The 18,221-nt window shown below is 42.0% G+C and carries 19 protein-coding genes; 15 read left to right on the top strand and 4 right to left on the bottom strand.

Going from position 1 to position 18,221, the window contains the following annotated elements; all coding sequences use genetic code 11:
- Positions 1-25: 25 nt before the first annotated feature.
- The gene (locus PSH50_RS11255) at positions 26-652 is read right to left on the bottom strand and encodes an NUDIX domain-containing protein (RefSeq protein WP_004587962.1); all 627 of its coding nucleotides are present in this window, start codon (positions 650-652) and stop codon (positions 26-28) included.
- 150 nt (positions 653-802) lie between these two features.
- On the opposite strand from PSH50_RS11255, the gene tolC reads away from it, so the two are divergent.
- From tolC to PSH50_RS11240, 3 genes are all read left to right on the top strand, one after another.
- Entirely contained in the window at positions 803-2,158 is a 1,356-nt protein-coding gene (gene tolC, locus PSH50_RS11250; RefSeq protein ID WP_029772380.1) for an outer membrane channel protein TolC, read from the top strand.
- 97 nt (positions 2,159-2,255) lie between these two features.
- Positions 2,256-3,185: an LpxL/LpxP family Kdo(2)-lipid IV(A) lauroyl/palmitoleoyl acyltransferase gene (gene lpxL / locus PSH50_RS11245; protein WP_054983765.1), complete on the top strand. Its 930-nt coding sequence runs from the start codon at positions 2,256-2,258 to the stop codon at positions 3,183-3,185.
- A gap of 38 nt (positions 3,186-3,223) precedes the next feature.
- Positions 3,224-3,796, top strand: coding sequence for a toxin co-regulated pilus biosynthesis Q family protein (locus PSH50_RS11240; protein ID WP_024031547.1), 573 nt, complete (start codon positions 3,224-3,226; stop codon positions 3,794-3,796).
- Between the two features lie 382 nt (positions 3,797-4,178).
- Here the strand turns inward: PSH50_RS11240 and glnE are convergent, their stop codons facing one another.
- Positions 4,179-7,019, bottom strand: coding sequence for a bifunctional [glutamate--ammonia ligase]-adenylyl-L-tyrosine phosphorylase/[glutamate--ammonia-ligase] adenylyltransferase (gene glnE, locus PSH50_RS11235; protein ID WP_273587762.1), 2,841 nt, complete (start codon positions 7,017-7,019; stop codon positions 4,179-4,181).
- Between the two features lie 78 nt (positions 7,020-7,097).
- On the opposite strand from glnE, the gene PSH50_RS11230 reads away from it, so the two are divergent.
- The 6 genes from PSH50_RS11230 to ruvX all read left to right on the top strand — a co-directional run bounded on the left by PSH50_RS11230 (position 7,098) and on the right by ruvX (position 11,523).
- Complete coding sequence (locus tag PSH50_RS11230; RefSeq protein ID WP_024031545.1) at positions 7,098-7,991, top strand: hypothetical protein; 894 nt, start codon at positions 7,098-7,100, stop codon at positions 7,989-7,991.
- An 81-nt stretch (positions 7,992-8,072) separates the two neighbouring features.
- The gene (locus tag PSH50_RS11225) at positions 8,073-8,549 is read left to right on the top strand and encodes a hypothetical protein (protein WP_024031544.1); all 477 of its coding nucleotides are present in this window, start codon (positions 8,073-8,075) and stop codon (positions 8,547-8,549) included.
- A gap of 72 nt (positions 8,550-8,621) precedes the next feature.
- Positions 8,622-9,356, top strand: coding sequence for a 16S rRNA (uracil(1498)-N(3))-methyltransferase (gene rsmE, locus PSH50_RS11220; protein ID WP_054983576.1), 735 nt, complete (start codon positions 8,622-8,624; stop codon positions 9,354-9,356).
- A 75-nt stretch (positions 9,357-9,431) separates the two neighbouring features.
- Complete coding sequence (gene gshB, locus PSH50_RS11215) at positions 9,432-10,382, top strand: glutathione synthase (protein ID WP_273587763.1); 951 nt, start codon at positions 9,432-9,434, stop codon at positions 10,380-10,382.
- 124 nt (positions 10,383-10,506) lie between these two features.
- Positions 10,507-11,064 carry a YqgE/AlgH family protein gene (locus PSH50_RS11210; RefSeq protein ID WP_004586843.1) on the top strand — a complete coding sequence of 186 codons (558 nt, stop codon included), beginning with the start codon at positions 10,507-10,509 and terminating at the stop codon, positions 11,062-11,064.
- Between the two features lie 9 nt (positions 11,065-11,073).
- Positions 11,074-11,523, top strand: a complete 450-nt coding sequence (ruvX, locus tag PSH50_RS11205; protein WP_004586842.1) for a Holliday junction resolvase RuvX — start codon at positions 11,074-11,076, stop codon at positions 11,521-11,523.
- 133 nt (positions 11,524-11,656) lie between these two features.
- Here ruvX and PSH50_RS11200 read toward each other — a convergent pair whose 3' ends face one another.
- Positions 11,657-12,790, bottom strand: a complete 1,134-nt coding sequence (locus tag PSH50_RS11200) for a PilT/PilU family type 4a pilus ATPase (protein WP_024031540.1) — start codon at positions 12,788-12,790, stop codon at positions 11,657-11,659.
- A gap of 9 nt (positions 12,791-12,799) precedes the next feature.
- Positions 12,800-13,840 (bottom strand): type IV pilus twitching motility protein PilT, encoded by a 1,041-nt coding sequence (locus PSH50_RS11195; protein ID WP_273587764.1) that lies wholly within the window; start codon positions 13,838-13,840, stop codon positions 12,800-12,802.
- A gap of 2 nt (positions 13,841-13,842) precedes the next feature.
- Between PSH50_RS11195 and PSH50_RS11190 the strand changes: the two genes are divergently transcribed.
- From PSH50_RS11190 to hemW, 6 genes are read left to right on the top strand one after another with little or no spacing between them, the layout of a single operon-like run.
- Complete coding sequence (locus PSH50_RS11190; RefSeq protein ID WP_024031539.1) at positions 13,843-14,556, top strand: YggS family pyridoxal phosphate-dependent enzyme; 714 nt, start codon at positions 13,843-13,845, stop codon at positions 14,554-14,556.
- Positions 14,557-14,573: 17 nt separating this feature from the next.
- A complete protein-coding gene (gene proC, locus PSH50_RS11185; protein ID WP_004586838.1) occupies positions 14,574-15,395 on the top strand; it encodes a pyrroline-5-carboxylate reductase in 822 nt (273 codons plus the stop codon).
- A gap of 26 nt (positions 15,396-15,421) precedes the next feature.
- Positions 15,422-15,955: a YggT family protein gene (locus PSH50_RS11180; protein ID WP_004586837.1), complete on the top strand. Its 534-nt coding sequence runs from the start codon at positions 15,422-15,424 to the stop codon at positions 15,953-15,955.
- A gap of 57 nt (positions 15,956-16,012) precedes the next feature.
- Entirely contained in the window at positions 16,013-16,456 is a 444-nt protein-coding gene (locus tag PSH50_RS11175; RefSeq protein WP_004586836.1) for a DUF4426 domain-containing protein, read from the top strand.
- 4 nt (positions 16,457-16,460) lie between these two features.
- Positions 16,461-17,060, top strand: a complete 600-nt coding sequence (locus tag PSH50_RS11170; protein WP_138611335.1) for an XTP/dITP diphosphatase — start codon at positions 16,461-16,463, stop codon at positions 17,058-17,060.
- Entirely contained in the window at positions 17,057-18,193 is a 1,137-nt protein-coding gene (hemW, locus tag PSH50_RS11165) for a radical SAM family heme chaperone HemW (RefSeq protein WP_024031536.1), read from the top strand. Before PSH50_RS11170 ends, hemW begins: the two co-directional genes overlap by 4 nt.
- Positions 18,194-18,221 lie beyond the last annotated feature (28 nt).

The raw sequence follows: 18,221 nt of genomic DNA, 5'->3' as shown, positions 1-18,221 counted from the left end.
GTACCGCCGTATTAAAAAGTTAAAATTATGTCCACTTACTGCTTATTTTTTCACGATTTAACGCCAACCACTGTAAACAGATTACCGTTGCCGCGTTATCTATTTCACCGTTATTGAGGCGCGAAAGCGCATCATCAAGGCTTAAAATATGGGTTTTAATGTCTTCACCTTCGCTTTCAAGGCCATATACACCACTTTGTACTTGGCTTAAATCTGCTCGCGCTAGGTATAAATGTAAGCGCTCAGTGGTACCGCCCGGACTTGAAAGGTAAGAGAGCATAAATTCAAGATCAGTAAGCTCAAGCCCAGCCTCTTCATAGGCTTCTTTTTTTACCACCCCTTCGTAATCGGTACTGCCATCAGTCATACCGGCAATACATTCTAGCAGCCAGGGCGAGTGTTTGCTGTTAATAGCGCCAATACGTATTTGCTCTATTAATAGTACACTTTGCGTAGTTACATCATAAGGTAGAACAGCGATTGCATCGCCCCGCTCTAGTATTTCGCGCTTTATAAGTTGCGATGTACCACCATTAAACAGACTATGCTCAAACTCATACATATCCACCTTAAAAAAGCCATTATACAGACTTTTAACTGCTTTTAAGCTCACATCTTTATGTGTAAATTGAACCAAGCTTTTATCTGCCATATTATACATCCCGCTTATTTAAACGATTAAAGTTTGTTAATATATTCTGTTACATTTGAACATACAGTTTTACTAATTTCTTTTTTAGTTATTAAGCAAAACACGTTACCATGCTTTTAGTACAAAATTTGTCTAAGGACTGAACCTAACATGAAAAAGAACATCCTTGCAGCGCTCGTTAGTTTGTCGTGCGCATTAGGCACAACCACAGCAAGTGCTGAAGATTTAATGCAAGTTTTTGAAATTGCTACTGCTAACGATCCCACTGTTTTAAAAGCAAAAGCCCAAGCAGATGCGCAATCTTACGAGAGCGATTTAGCAATGAGTGCATTACTGCCGCAAATTGGCGTAAGCATGGGCTATGAAAAAAGCGATTCTACCTCTTTTCAGAGCGTTGGTGATTTAGCTGACCAAGTTAAAATAAACAGCGATACCGACCAATTCACGCGTGGTGTTAGTTTAAGCCAAACCTTATTCGACTTAGGCGCATGGAATACACTTGATATTGCCGAAAAACAAGCGCTGCAAGCCAATGCGCAATACGATAACGCAAAACAAAACTTAATTGTGCGCGTTGCTGAAGGCTATTTTAACGTATTAAGCGCCATTGATAACCTTGAATTTGTGCAAGCCGAAAAGCGTGCCATTGAACGCCAGTTAGAGCAAACAAAACAGCGCTACGCAGTTGGTCTTACAGCGATTACAGATGTTCACGAAGCGCAAGCACAATACGATAACTCAGTAGCACAAGAAATTATTGCCAGTAATGCCGTTGAAACCGCACGCGAGCAACTGCGTGAAATAACCGGTAAATACCACGCAAAACTTGATTTTTTAAACACCGAAACATTTTCAACAGTAAAACCGGTTAAAAAATCGACTGACTTTGTAAAAGTAGCTGAGAACAATAATATCAGCTTACAAGTGGCTAAAGTCACGGTTGATATTGCTAAGGATCAGATCACGCTTGCTAAAGCTGGCCACTACCCAAAGCTAACACTTGATGCCAGCTACGGTGATTCTTTAACTGACCAAAATATAAATGGTTTAAGCTTTAACGACCAACCACGTGCCGACTCAACATCGGTTGCCGTTAATTTAAGTGTTCCTCTGTACACAGGCGGCGCAACCGTAGCTGCAACTAAACAAGCCCGTGCGTTTTATGTTTCAGCCAGCCAAGATTACGAAACAAATTACCGCGCCGTAACGCGTACCGTTATTACCTCATACAACCAGGTTGTATCAGACATCGCGACTTACAAAGCTCTAGAGCAAGCTGTGGTATCAGCGCAAAGTGCGCTTAAAGCAACAGAAGCTGGCTTTGAAGTAGGCACGCGTACTATTGTTGATGTGCTTGTAAGCACGCAAAACCTGTACGATGCAAAACGTAACCTAGCTGATGTACGCTATCGTTACGTGTTATCTACGCTTCGCTTAAAGCAAGCTGCAGGTACACTAACAAGTGCCGATTTACTGGGTATTAACCAAGGCTTAAAAAAAGCCTAATAAGTTAAAAAGTAGCGTTTAAAGCCAGCCATTGCTGGCTTTTTGTATTTTATAACACTAAGCGTTAAACTAGCGTTTTTATTTTAGAGAGTATTTTGTGGTCACCTCATCTCCTTTTAAAGCCTCGTTTTTAGGCCCTCGTTATTGGCTAACGTGGATTGGCGTTTTCTTTTTGTATTTGATTTCGTGGTTGCCACAAAAAATTCAGCTTAGCTTAGGTAAGTTATTGGGGCGCTTAGTACATAAATTTATGAAACGTCGTCGCCATATTGCCGAGGTTAATATAAAGCTGTGTTTTCCTGATATGAGCGAAGCCGAGCAACAACAGCTTGTGCTAAAAAACATGGAAAATACCGGTATTGCCATGGTTGAAACTGGCATGGCCTGGTGGTGGCCGCAGTGGCGCGTTAAAAAAGCGTATGGCTCTATCAAAGGATTAGAGCACTTTGAGCGCGTGCAGGCTCAGGGTAAAGGCGTATTGCTATTGGTGCCGCATATTTTGCATTTAGAAATGGCGAGTCGTGTTATGGGCACCAAATGCCAAGGGCTGGGGTTTTACCGCCCACATAACAATGCACTCATGGAATACTTTACAACTAATGGCCGCCTTCGTTCTAACGAGTATTTAATTGGACGAAAGGACGTAAAAGGCTTGTTAAAGTCACTAAAAAATAAAAAGGTGTGTTATTACCTACCCGACCAAGACTACGGCCGTAACCGCTGTGAATTTGTGCCTTTTTACGCAGTGCCAGATACAGCCACAACCACAGGTACATTACTTTTTGCAGCAAGTAAACACTGCGAAACCATGAGCCTAATTAGTCGTCGTGATGAGCACGGTAAATACCATTTAGAAATAGTACCTGAGCTTGAGAACTTCCCAAGCGGCGATGATAAAGCAGATGTAACACGTGTAAATCAGCGCGTTGAGCAATCAATTAACGCAGCGCCTGAGCAATACATGTGGCTGCACCGCCGTTTTAAAACACGCCCTGATAAAAATACCCCTTCTTTTTATAAAAAGTAGTGGTATAAATAAATAATGATAATAAATGAGCATGAGTTATGTGGTTTTGGGTTAAGCATTTAATACTAGCAGTTGCATTAATCTTACTAGCTACCTATGTGTTAGTTGGTACGGGTCCATTGTTTGACATAAAAGAGAGTAAAAACGCAGCTGCCGAGGGGCTTTCTCGCTTTTATTCGTCTATCCGTAACCAAGTTAAATCCGATAGGGAGCGCGATAAGTTTGTATTACAACTTAAAAAGCCCGAGCAAACACTTGATCGTGTTTTAGCAGAGCGCGGCAGAGCCGTTGACCCGATGCCTGCTAGCTGGACAGGAACAAGTGCACCAAGACGCTTTGAAAACGGCTCAACGTTAAAAGACGTACTTAACCAATACGCTAAAAGCGAAGGTATTCAATTATATTGGTATTTGAGTAAAGACTACGTTGTAAAAGATCATTTTAGGGTTGATAGCAGTTTTACCTCAGCGCTTTATCAAGTTGGCCGCGCAATTAATGATGACTTTGAATACGAAGTGTATACCTACCTTTGCCACAAACAGCGCGCAGCGGTGATCACTGAGCTGCCCTCTGAATTTGTGCGCAGCAATTGTCTAAAGCTTAATACTTAGCAGCGTAAATAAACCAACCCCATACATAATAAAAACCCAAGCCTGTGCTTGGGTTTTTAGTGTTTATGTTTCGAGGGCGTGTTGAACTTTGATGGTTGAATTTTCAGCAGCATGTTTGGTTTTTAGGCAAGACAGAGCCTATGAAGTGTGGTTATTCCACATAAATAGGCGATAACGCAGCATAAATGCCAAACATGCGCTGCCCTTCGGGTTCTGCCTAGGGGCGATAAACTCTTTGTTGCCTACATGGATGTAGGTAAGGGGCGTGAGCAGGACGCGGAAGCCTTGCTCGGTTTTTACTTATTCTTACAGGGATGTAAGTCATTAGAATAACGCAGGAGCAGTTATCGAGCCCACTAGGTTACAAACCTCGCGCCGCGATTTAATCGTCCCTAGATTGAACAAATTTCAATCCGCAAAGATCAACACGCCCTAGTTCAAATATTGTATTCCAGCATGTTGTTACACTTTCTATATCGGTTTGATACTCCTTACGCGACACCAAACGACCTTGCTGATTTAGGCTTAAAACGTGGTAACGTGAGCGATAATCAATATACGCCTGAATTAACTGCTGCTTTTGGGTTTTAGTGATACAACCAATTGCGGCAGCGTCTGTAAGTATTCTTACATTATCGGAAAACACCGTTAGCTGGCTAAACTGATTTGCGTTTTTGAGCACTAGGTATTGAGTTATAAATTCAATGTCGGTCATGGCACCTACATCTTGTTTTAAATCAAATTGCTCAGAGTTTCCCTTAGCTAAGTGCGTGCGCATTTTTTCGCGCATTTTAAGCACATCCTGTTTGAGTGTATCTACATCCCGTGGGGCACATAATATCTCTTTACGAATTTGTGCAAAGCGCGCTCTTAGCTCATCTTGGCCTAATATAACGCGGGCGCGCACAAGCGCTTGGTGCTCCCAAGTCCATGCTTGGGTTTGCTGATAATGATTAAAGCTCTCTAAGTTAATAGCCAATAAACCAGAGGCGCCTTCAGGGCGCAGGCGTGTATCAAGCTCATACAATATGCCCGAGGCGGTACGGGTATTAAATAAATGCATTAAGCGCTGTGCAAGTTTTAAATAAAACTGTCGTGAGGTAATCGATTTATCGCCATTGGTACTGCTATTACCGTCGTGATTATGCACAAACACAAGGTCTAGGTCGGAGTCGTAGCCTACTTCAAAGCCGCCCGTTTTACCGTACGCAATAACGGCAAAGCCTTTGTGTTCATCATCTGTATTTGGTGGCATGCCAAAGCGCTTAACCGTGTTATACCACGCTATATTAACTGCTTGGTCTACCACAGCCTCGGCAAGAGCCGTTAAGTGATCGCTTACTTTCATAACATCAATCACACCGGTTGCATCGGCAGCCGCGATACGTAATTGATGTGTTTGCTTAAACTGCCTAAGCGCTTCCATTTGTAGCTCTAGGTCGTCGTGTTCTATACGTAAAAAATATTGCCGTATTTCATCTTTATAGGCGCTCAACGGCGTAGGTTTGTAAAGCGCAGCAGGGTCTATTAGCTCATCAAGCAAAATAGGATAACGAGAAATATGCTCCCCTATCCATTTACTATGGCAACATAATAAAACAAGCTGCTTTAGCGCACCTTGGTTTTCGTAAAGCAATTCAAGGTAAGCAGTACGCGATACAATTTTATTTAAAATTTGGCATACCAAGGTAAATGTTTCACCACTGGCATTAAAGTCACTGAGCTGTTTGAGCAATAAAGGCATTAGCTTGTCGAGAATATCTCGCCCACGATTACCTATATTTACCTTACTCAAACGTTGTTTAAAATCATGAAGTGGTACTTGCCATTGCTCTTTTATATCGTTTAAAAAGCTAACATCACCATGATCCCAAGCACTTATAAACGCACCTTCGCAGGTATCAAGAGGAACAGTTTCCTCCCCTATCACCAATAAAAATTCATCGTGAATTTTAGCCATGACCTGCTCAATGTCGCTCATGGTATGGTTAAAGCTTTCAGACTCGAGTAAGTAATTTAAGCGCTCTTGATTAAGCTCATCATCGGGCAGAGTTTGTGTTTGTTGATCGTCAAACATTTGCAAGTATTGCTCTACTTTACGCAAGTGTAAGTAGTTGCGCTTTAGCTCATTCGCTTCTTGCTCATCCATCGCTTGGTTTAACGTTAACTGCTCTAAGGCGTACAGTAACGATTGGGTTTGTAAGTTAGCCTCTCGCCCACCACGGACCATTTGCAAAGCTTGTACAATAAATTCAACCTCGCGAATGCCACCAGCACCTAGTTTTATATTGTTGGTCAGGCGTTTTCGGCGAACCTCTTGGGCTATCATAAGCTTCATTTTTCTGAGCGATTCAATCACCGAAAAATCAATATATCGACGATAAACAAAGGGCTTTAAAAGCTGTATAAATTCATCCCAATATTGATTGGGTGTGCCAATTAGCCGCCCTTTTAGCATGGCGTAACGTTCCCAATCGCGCCCTTGCTCTTGGTAGTAATCTTCTATGGCGTGAAAGCTCATCACTAAAGGCCCACTTTCACCAAATGGGCGCAAGCGCATATCAACCCTAAATACTTGGCCATCACCGGTTACTTGATTAAGTGCATTAATCAGTTTTTGTGCTACTTTGGTGTAAAACACTTGGGCTTCAATACGTTTACGCCCACCTTGGGTCGGTACATTGCGCGGATAAGCAAAAATCAAATCTATATCTGATGAATAATTAAGCTCGTGGCCGCCCAATTTACCCATGCCTAAAACCATTAAAGGCAAAGAGTTACCTTGCTCATCTGATGGCTCCCCTGCTGTTTTTGCCGTTTGCGCATGGGCCCATCTATTTGCGCTATTAATTAGCATATCAGCTAATAGGCTTATGTATTTTATACTGTCACTGATTGGGTTATCGCAACACAAATCGAGGTACGCTACTTTTAACCAGTATTTTTCTCGGTACTGTCTTAAAATCTTATTGCACTGGTTTTCATCTACCTGCTGCAAGTCAAGGCCGTCGAATGGCGCGGGCACGTCTCGGCTAAATTGCTCATCGGGGTTTATTAACCAGTCTTTTAATTGAGGTTGCGACTCTAAACTACGAAAAGCAAAGTCGCTCAAAGCACATAATTTTACAACTTCTTCTTGTATAGGTTGCTGCGGATACAGCTGTGCAAAGCGTGTTGAGCCAAGTTTTTGTAATTGAATAGGAAGTTGCATTTTGTTACTCATCAATCCTCTCTTTTATATATGCGCTAACCATACTAGAATAACTAAAACCAAGAAAGGTTATCTCTACTTAGGATCAGCATGTCATATTTATCATTATCTAACACTAGTTTAGTTGCGATTGCCATTAGTTTTGCGGTTATATGCATTACTATTTTTAGTCTTAGAATTGTCGCTCAAATAAAAGCAAAACAGGCACTTAAAGACGAACTAGCGCAGCATGATAATTTTGCAATGGGGATTAGTTTCGCCTCAGAAATTACCGTGGTTATTGCAACTATGGCGTTTTTATTTGATGAAATAAGTATGAGTACGGCACAACATAATCCATTAAAAGTGGTTATTTTAATTGTTCTATTATTTACATTTATAAAAGCCGGACATTTAATTCATAGAAAGTGGATATTACATAGATTTAATGAAGAAGCTGCTATATTAAAGCAAAATGTATGCGCTGCATTGGTTGATTCTGGTATGTTATTAGCCAATTGTATTATTGCACTTGGCTTGTATACCTGGACTCATGCACAAGGGTTTAGTAACTTACTTATTGCTTTTGTTAGCTTTTTTACGCTACAAGGGATGTTTGCGCTAGATAGCAAAATCCGTGAATACCGCTTCGCTAAAGCAAACCAAGGTGCCTCACTGCAAAGTAACTTTAACCTTGAAAACACCTCTATTGGCATTAGATATGCAGGAAAATCAATAGGTTTAGCCCTAGCCGTGTATGCTGGATTATCTAGTGCGGCCTTTCAAAATGGAAAAATGGTCGAAAATATATTTACACTGGTAATGCATTGCGGTGTAATGTGGGTGTTATTATATTGTTTAAGTTTTGTAATAAAAGCTATTTCATTACCCAATATTGATGCCGCTTTAGAGGTCGACCATCAGGACAATATAGGCATAGCATGCATTGAGTTTGCTGTTTTTTGTGCTATAGGCTATTTACTTATTAGCATGTTTTCACTTTAACGCCACGCTATTAAATAAGTCGCCAAGCGCCCCGTATTTAGTTAACTGGCATAACACATTTGCATAAAGCAACGGGGCCCTATGTCATTTGAAGTAACTAATTATTTGTTAATTGATATAGATAACGAATTTAGTCGTACATTTGCCGAGTATTATTTTAAGCACGCGGCACCCAATACACCCAGCACCTTAATAGTTGCAGGCAGTAACACCCGTAAGCTGGTAAAAATGATGTTTGACGAACTCATTAAAGACTATTGCTATTGCGACCTAGAAAACGAAATTAGCGTATCTGAACTGGCCACTTACCTACACGAGCACCACGATATTCAGGGCGTGTTATTTAATAACACCGACTATCTACTTGCCGACGACAAACAACGTTTTATATATAACTCTCTGCATGAAAAACGCTACGTAGTTAGCTTTGACGACAACGGCTATACATTTAATCGTATTACTGACGAAGGCTTTAAAAATCACTTATCGTGCGATACCGATATTGCCGAAACACCTAAAGATTTAATCGCACTTGCCAAGGCACTTAAACAAAAATAAATAATTGCGTACAGCGCCCCGCTTACTTACCATAGCGCTATACACCTTTACGCTATAAAATAAGTGACCCCCATGCGAGTACCTCATATTTATCAGGCATCGAGTATTGCCTTAAACACCCCGGTTTCTTTAAACGACGATGCAGCGGGCCATATTGGCCGCGTATTGCGCATGAAAGTAGGCGAACATGTGTCTATTTTTAATGGCGAAGGCGGTGAATACTTCAGTGAAATTATTGAGGTAACTAAGAAAACAGTTGTTGTTATGCCACAACGTTTTGATGAGCATGATGTCGAGTCGCCGCTTAAAATTCATTTAGGGCAATGCGTATCACGTGGCGACAAAATGGACTTTACCATCCAAAAATCTGTTGAGCTTGGTATTAGCGAAATCACCCCTATTTTTAGTCAGCGCTGTGGCGTTAAACTCAGTGGCGACCGGTTAGAAAAAAAACACCAACAATGGCAAAAAATTGCAATTTCAGCCGCCGAACAATCGGGGCGTAACTTTGTGCCAGTTGTTCACACACCGGTTGATTTAAAGCAATGGCTTGAACAACAAACAGACGCCATTAAGCTCACTTTGCACCCTCGTGCCGAGCACAGCATTAAAACAATAACCGTTCCAAGCGCCGGTGTACGCTTTTTAGTAGGTCCTGAAGGCGGCTTTACCGATGAAGAAATGCTGCAAACTAAAGATCAGCACTTTGTTGATATTCGCTTAGGGCCGCGCGTTTTACGAACAGAAACGGCCGCTTTAACGGTCTTAAGTGCATTACAATTGCAATTTGGCGATTTAGCTAATTGAAATAGCTCAATGGCACCCTCATATTAAAACTATTAGCACTCTAGTAGTCATTATAATTAGATTAAGGCACAGCGCATGGCGATAAAGTTAGGTATTATTTCTGATCCTATTAGTGGATTTAACATCAAAAAAGACACCGGTTTTGCAATGATGATGCAAGCGCAAAAACGTGGCTACGAAATTTACTACATGGAGATGGATGACTTATCGCTTCGCCAAGGTAAATCGTATGCAACCGCAGCAAAAGCGCAGGTATTTAACAACACCGAAAAGTGGTACGAACTTGAAGAAAAAACCACAATTGCGCTTGCCGACCTAGACGTTATTTTAATGCGAAAAGATCCACCGTTCGATACGGAGTACATCTACGCAACTTATATCTTAGAGCGTGCAGAGCAAGAAGGTACGTTAATTATTAATAAACCACAAAGCCTGCGCGATGCTAACGAAAAGCTATATACAGCGTGGTTTAGCGAGCATACGCCAGATACGCTAGTAACACGCAGCCAAGCTCAAATACGCGCGTTTTTAGCTGAGCATAAAGACATTATTTTAAAACCACTTGATGGCATGGGCGGCGCATCTATTTTTCGTATTAAAGAAGATGATGCAAACATTGGCGTTATTTGCGAAACCTTAACGGAGCATGGTAGTCGCTTTGCCATGGTGCAAAATTACATTCCAGAGATCAAACAAGGCGATAAACGCGTATTGGTTGTTGATGGTGAAGTGATTCCGTATTGTTTAGCGCGTATTCCACAAAATGGTGAAACCCGCGGTAACTTAGCTGCAGGTGGCCGTGGTGAAGCCCGCCCCCTTAGCGAGTCAGACCTTAAAATAGCTCAAGCAGTTGCCCCTACGCTTAAAGAAAAAGGGTTAGTGTTTGTAGGGTTAGATATTATTGGCGACAAGCTCACCGAAATTAACGTAACAGCACCAACCTGCGTACGTGAAATTGAAGCCGCTTACGATATATCTATTACCGGTATTTTGTTTGACGCAATTGAGCGTAAGCTCGCTAAATAAACACCATTTAAAAGTCCATTAATTTAAGTATTTCATACAATTAATGGACTTTTTATACGCTACGTATATATCTATGCCATACTCAAAGTTCAATAAGTATTCATAAACTAAAAGGGTGAAATCTATGCAATCATTAGAAAATCATTTTTTAATCGCTATGCCGTCGATGCAAGACCCTTTTTTTAAACGTGCCGTTACCTATATTTGTGAGCACAATGAAGATGGGGCTATGGGATTGGTGATCAACCAGCCTATTGATGTGACCGTTGGTGAGCTTTTAGATAAAATAGAAATAGACAACGACAAAACCCAACAAGCCGCGCAAGTCTCTGTGTTTGCAGGTGGTCCGGTTAAAACCGACCGAGGTTTTGTACTTCATTCACCTCAGCCAGGCTACTCTGCAAGCCAAAAGCTTAGCAGTGATATAATGATCACCACATCAAAAGACGTACTTGCCAACCTGACCACCGCCCACGCACCTGAGCAATTTATTATTACGCTTGGTTACTCGGGCTGGGAGCAAGGACAACTTGAGAAAGAGCTTTTAGATAACAGTTGGTTGATCATTAAAGCCGATCCGAAGATCATTTTTGATACGCCGGTAGAAAAACGCTGGGAAAAAGCAGTTTCGATGCTAGGCTTTGATGTTAGCCAACTTTGCAGCGAAGCTGGACACGCTTAAAGAACGATAATGACGAAAAAAAACCTTAAGCCGCAAGGCCAGCGCACCGTAATGGGCTTTGACTTTGGCACCAAAAGCATTGGTATTGCCATAGGACAAGAACTAACAGGCAGTGCGTCTAGCTTAAAAGCGGTAAAAGCCCAAGATGGTATTCCTAATTGGGATCATATTGCGGTTCAAGTTAAAGAGTGGCAACCCGACTTAATGGTCGTCGGGTTACCCCTTAATATGGATGGTACTTCGCAAGAGGTAACCTTTAAGGCTAAAAAGTTTGCTAACCGCTTGCACAATCATTACGGCATACCGGTGCAAACACAAGATGAGCGACTCACAACCGCCGATGCAAAAGCGCGTTTATTTGAGCACGGTGGCTATAAAAATTTAGGGAAAGGAAATGTCGATAATATGTCGGCAGTGATTATTTTAGAGAGTTTTTTTGAAGCCAGTTATGGTGAATAAGTAATGCCAACTCCTTTAATTACGTAATCTATTTTAAAGGTCGAAAAGCACCGCAGTGGTATAAAACGTTATAAGTAATTTTATCCATAAAAAAAGCGCCCAGCGGCGCTTTTTTTATGGATAAAATGCAGTGTTAATTGCTGTTTTTATCATCTAGTCCATCAATAGTTACACCTTGTAAAAATCCTGCACCTTGTTGCTCATTATTGCGCAGCTTAATCATTAAGCGTAAATCGTTTGGCGAATCAGCATGATGTAGTGCATCGGCGTAATTAATACGCTGCTGTTTGTATAGCTCAAATAAGGCTTGGTCAAAGGTTTGCATACCCATTTCTTTAGACTTAGACATGGCCTCTTTTATGCCACCAATATCCCCATTTTTAATTAGCTCAGCCACCATGGGTGAGTTTAATAATATTTCAATCGCGGCTACACGCCCTTCCCCATCAGAAGTGGGAATAAGTTGCTGGGCAACAATGGCGCGTAAATTTAGCGCTAAGTCGTACTTAAGCTTGTCGTGTTTTTCTTTAGGCACTAAGTGCATAATACGGTCAATGGCTTGGTTGGCATTATTAGCATGCAATGTAGCCACACATAAGTGACCCGTTTCGGCAAAGCTCAGAGCGTATTCCATGGTTTCTTGCGAGCGTATTTCACCAATTAAAATAACATCGGGAGCTTGGCGTAAAGAGCTTTTAAGTGCCGACTCAAAGCTGTCGGTATCAAGCCCTACTTCGCGCTGAGTAATAATACTTTTACGGTGCTCGTGTACAAACTCAATCGGATCTTCAATGGTGAGTATATGGCCACGCTGATGACGATTTCTGTAGCCAATTAAGGCAGCCAGTGAAGTTGATTTACCCGTGCCAGTACCACCAACAAACAGCACTAACCCGCGTTTTGACATAATCACATCGGTAAGTGTAGAGGGCAGCCCTAAATCACTTATATCAGGTATTTGCGTTACAATGCGGCGAATAACCATACCCGCTTTATCGCGCTGCCAAAAAGCCGATATACGAAAACGCCCTTCGTCTGTGGCTATCGCAAAGTTACACTCTTTAGTGGTATGAAACTCGTTTTTTTGTTTATCGCTCATCGCTGACTCTACAAGCGCAAGCGATTGCTCATCACTTAACTTATCGTCGCTAAGAGCGATAAGCTCACCATTAATTTTTGCACTGACTGGTAATTGGCTAGAGACAAATAAATCCGAGCCTTTTTTATCAATCATTATGTGTAAAAAGTGATTTAAAGATAAATTCATAATATGTCCTTAGCCACCAAACTGGGTTTTATCTTGGGCTTTTTCTTTTGCGGCTGCGGTTGTCACAATGCCGTGATTAACTAAATTATTTAAACATTGATCCATGGTTTGCATACCGTGTGATGCACCCGTTTGAATAGATGAATACATTTGTGCAATTTTATCTTCACGAATTAAGTTACGAATCGCCGGTACACCAATCATAATTTCGTGCGCGGCCACGCGTCCACCGCCAATTTTTTTAAGCAGTGTTTGCGAAATAACGGCGCGCAGTGATTCAGAAAGCATTGAGCGCACCATATCTTTTTCTTCACCTGGGAATACATCAATAATACGGTCAATCGTTTTTGGTGCCGAGGTGGTATGTAGCGTACCAAACACTAAGTGGCCGGTTTCTGCGGCGGTCATCGCAAGGCGAATGGTTTCTAAGTCACGTAGCTCACCAACGAGTATTACATCCGGGTCTTCACGCAGCGCGCTGCGCAGTGCATTAGAGAAGCTGTGCGTATCTCGGTGTACTTCACGTTGGTTAATAAGACTGAGTTTATTATCGTGTACAAATTCGATAGGATCTTCAATGGTGAGGATATGGTGATGTTTTGTTTGATTTATATAATCGACCATAGCCGCAAGCGTTGTTGATTTACCCGAACCAGTTGGGCCGGTAACCAATACTAAACCACGCGGGTTATCTGATATTGTTTTAAAAATATCTGGCGCACCTAAATCCTCAAGCGTCAGTACATCGCTAGGGATGGTACGAAACACCGCTGCAGGGCCGCGGTTTGAGTTAAATGCGTTAACACGAAATCGAGCAAGGTTAGGCACTTCAAACGAAAAATCCACTTCTAGATTTTGTTCGTAGTCCTTGCGCTGATTATCGTTCATAATGTCGTAAACAAGGCTGTTTACATCTTTGTGTGCAAGTGCAGGTATATTAATGCGGCGAACATCACCATCTACGCGTATCATAGGTGAAACACCTGACGATAAGTGTAAATCAGATGCTTTGTGTTGCACACTAAACGCTAATAATTCGGTAATATCCATTTATGACTCCACAACTAACTGATAAATATATGGTTACAATAGCAGAACGACTCACATCCGCCTACGCTAGAATTGCCAGCGCGGCTAAAAATGCTAAACGTAGTAGCGATGCTATTACGCTGCTAGCAGTATCAAAAACAAAACCAAGCGACGATATTATTGCTGCCTACGAGCATGGCCAGCGCCAATTTGGTGAGTCTTATGTTCAAGAGGCTGTAGATAAAATAGCTCAACTACACACATTTAGCGACATCATTTGGCATTTCATTGGCCCTATTCAATCAAATAAAAGCGCCCTTGTTGCTGCACATTTTGATTGGGTACAAAGCGTAGATAGAATAAAAATAGCTAAGCGTTTAAACAGTCAACGTCCAGAAAACCTAGCCCCTTTAAATGTGCTTATTCAAGTAAATATAAGCGCCGAGGAGGCAAAGTCGGGCTGTAGCGTAGAGCAAATCCCCGAACTAGCTGAGTTTATTGACCAATGTGAGCAACTCACTTTGCGTGGTTTAATGGCTATTCCGGCTAAAAGCGACGATCCGAGTGAGCAAAGTCAATCTTTTGAGCAATTACAAACTTGCTTTGATAAACTAAAGGCCCAATATCCTCATATAGATACGTTGTCGATGGGGATGAGCAATGATGTTGAAGCCGCCATTAGCGCAGGTTCAACCATGGTGAGGATCGGCACAGATATTTTTGGAACTCGAACTTAAAAGGTGATAACAGACATATGTCAGATAAAACAATCGCATTTATAGGCACAGGTAACATGAGCTACGCCATTATTGGTGGCATGGTAAAAAACGGTTTTAATGCAAACAACATCATTGCTACAAACCGCAACCAAGAAAAGCTTGCCAAGGTAGCAGACGATTTCAAGGTGAAAACCACCAGCGACAATAACGAAGCCTTACGCGATGCTGATGTCATTGTATTGTCTGTTAAACCACAAATGATGGGCGATTTATGTAAATCGTTTCAAGAATCGGGTATCGACTTTAGTGATAAACTGTTTATTTCGGTAGCGGCTGGCTTAACCGTTAAGCGTTTACGCGAAATGCTTGGCCAAAACGTTAAAATGGTACGTTGTATGCCAAACACGCCATCGCTACTAGGGCGTGGTGTATCGGGTTTATTTGGCGCAGATGAAACAGCCGAAGAGCACGACTTTGTACAACAAGTGTTTGAGTGCACAGGTATTGTTGTTTGGGTAGAGCAAGAGTCGCAAATTAACGATGTCATTGCTGTGACAGGCTCATCGCCCGCTTACTTTTTCTTATTTATGGAAGCCATTGAAGAAAAAGCGAAAGCACTTGGCTTTAACGATGAAGATGCGCGCCGCTTAGTACAGCAAACTGCGCTAGGTGCAGCCGAAATGGCATTGAGCCAACCAGAGATAAGCATTTCGCAATTACGCGCTAATGTAACCTCTAAAGGCGGCACCACCCATGCTGCGGTTGAGCATTTAAAAGGCGAAGGCCTAGTGCAAACAGTTAGCGATGCAATGGATGCGTGTATTGCGCGTGCAATGCAAATGGAAAAAGAACTTTAAAATTACTTTTTATTGAAGGTTACACTATGAATGCCATGCAATTTTTGATCAGTACCCTGTTTGATTTGTTTTTAATGGTGGTACTACTGCGTTTTTGGCTACAGTGGGCAAAAGCCGACTTTTACAACCCAATGAGCCAATTTGTGGTTAAAGCAACCTCGTTTGCAGTTAACCCGTTACGTAAAATTATACCCGGGTTAGGTGGGCTTGATTTAGCCTCTCTATTGCTGGCATTTATTGTAGCCGTTGCCAAAATAAGTACTTTAATGTTGGTGATATACGGCGCATGGGCTGCGCAACCTGTGTTTATACAAGCACTTATTACCGTACTTAAAGAAGGCTTAAACCTTGTATTTTGGGTATTGATTATTCGCGCTATTTTAAGCTGGGTAAGTCAAGGTTATAACCCAATAGAAGCGGTTTTCCATCAGCTTACTGAGCCAATGCTCAAGCCACTTCGTAAAATTATTCCACCAATGGGTGGCTTAGATTTATCGGTGCTTGTACTAATTATTGGTATTCAGTTTTTACAAATGCTGCTAATGGACTTTTTAGCCTAAATTTTTTGTTATAAGCAAAAGAGGCCCTTTGGCCTCTTTTTTATATAGGACATCATAATGAACCGTTTAATTAAGTTTTGCTTTATTAGTTTTTTAGCCTTTGCTTTTAATGCCCACAGTGAAGACATGCAAGGCGCACAGTACAAAGAGCTGGGCCCTTGGCAAGTGCATTACATTGCTTTTCCATCTACCTTTATTCAGCCGCAAATAGCTAAAACATATGGCCTTGAGCGTAGTGGTTATAAAGGCATTGTTAATATTTCAGTTCTGAAAAACAATAGCGATAAAACCGCGCAAACCGCTCAGCTCAGCGGCACCGCAAAAAACCTACTCGGCAATAAGCAAGCCCTTACTTTTAAAGAAGTAAAAGAAGGTGAATCAATTTATTACCTTGCGCAAGTAGACTACACCAACGAAGAGATTTTACGTTTTGAGATAAACATCCAGCAAGGTAGTCAGTCTCAAAAACTCACGTTTCAGCAAAAATTTTACGTAGATTAAAAACATGACCAAAACATTAGTGCTTGCCACAGGCAACCCTGGCAAAGTTAACGAGCTGGCCAATATGCTTAGCCCGCTTAATATAAATGTGCTTCCGCAAAGCGATTTTAACGTAGACGAAGTGGCCGAAACCGGCACCACCTTTGTAGAGAACGCGATAATTAAAGCCCGCCATGCTGCTAAAATTACCGGCATGCCAGCCATTGCAGATGACTCAGGCTTAGAGGTAGATGGCTTAAATGGTGCGCCGGGTGTTTACTCAGCTCGTTTTGCCGGTGAAAGCGCCAGCGATCAAGACAACATAGATAAACTACTTAACGAATTAGCCGATAACCCAAATCGTAAAGCCCGCTTTTGGTGTGTGCTGGTATTAATGCGCCACGCCGACGACCCTACCCCACTTATTTGCAGCGCAAGCTGGGAAGGCGAAATTACACAAACCCAAAATGGCGAAGGCGGCTTTGGTTACGATCCGGTATTTTTTGTAGCAGAGCAAAACTGTACCAGCGCCGAGCTCACCAAAGCGCAAAAAAATGCGGTGAGTCATCGCGGCCAAGCACTTAAAAAGTTATTACTAGAGCTACAAAACAAAGGCGGCCTGTGAACCTTCCACCACTGAGCTTATATGTGCACGTACCTTGGTGCGTGCAAAAATGCCCCTATTGCGACTTTAATAGCCATGGGCAAAAAGGCGACATTCCTGAAGCTGAATATGTTCAGCATTTAATTGACGACTTAAAAGCCGATTTGCACTTGGTGCAAGGGCGTAAAATTCACAGTATTTTTATTGGCGGCGGTACACCAAGCTTATTAACTGGCGATGCATACACCCGCTTGTTAAACGAAGTCGATAACCTAATTGGCTTAAGCGACAACTGCGAAATAACCCTTGAGGCAAATCCTGGTACCGTAGAAACCGGGCGCTTTAAAGAGTACGTTAAAGCGGGTATTAACCGTATTTCTATTGGCGTGCAAAGCATGCAAAACGACAAGTTAAAAGCACTTGGCCGTATTCATGGTGCCGATGAAGCGCACTACGCTGCAGAGCAAGCTAAGCAAGCCGGGTTAAATAGCTTTAACCTTGATTTAATGCATGGCTTACCGGGGCAAAGCCTTGACGATGCACTGAGCGATTTAAAAAAAATAATTGCTTTAAACCCGCCACATATTTCCTGGTATCAGCTCACTATTGAGCCTAATACACAATTTGCATCCAAACCGCCCACTTTGCCACAAGATGAAACCCTATGGGATATTCAAGAGCAAGGCCAAGCACTACTTGCTCAAGCCGGTTACATACAATACGAAATATCGGGCTATGCAAAGCCAGGCTTTCAATGCCAACATAACTTGAATTATTGGCGTTTTGGCGATTATCTCGGTATTGGCTGTGGCGCTCATGGTAAGGTGACTGATGCAAAAACCGGCATTATTACCCGTACTGAAAAAATTAAGCATCCGCGCGGTTACATGGATATGCTTAAGCCGTACTTGTATAAAAGCTGGCAAGTAGAGCAAGACGATTTAGCCTTTGAATTTTTTATGAATCGCTTTCGCTTAGTCGAGCCTTGCCCTATTGATGATTACAGTGCGCTGACTAATCAGCCATTGCAAAGCCAACAAGCAGCGTTAACTAAAGCAATAAATGCAGGTTTGTTAATACAAGAAAACGGCCACTGGCAAGTTAGCCTCAAAGGGCATCGTTTTTTAAATGACCTGCTAGAATTGTTCGTGTAGTGGTTTTAACCACGCGCGATAAACATAA

The organism is Pseudoalteromonas sp. Angola-7 (assembly GCF_028599255.1).
In the GTDB taxonomy this organism is placed as follows: domain Bacteria; phylum Pseudomonadota; class Gammaproteobacteria; order Enterobacterales; family Alteromonadaceae; genus Pseudoalteromonas; species Pseudoalteromonas atlantica.
This window is presented reverse-complemented; position numbering and strand designations above follow the sequence as displayed.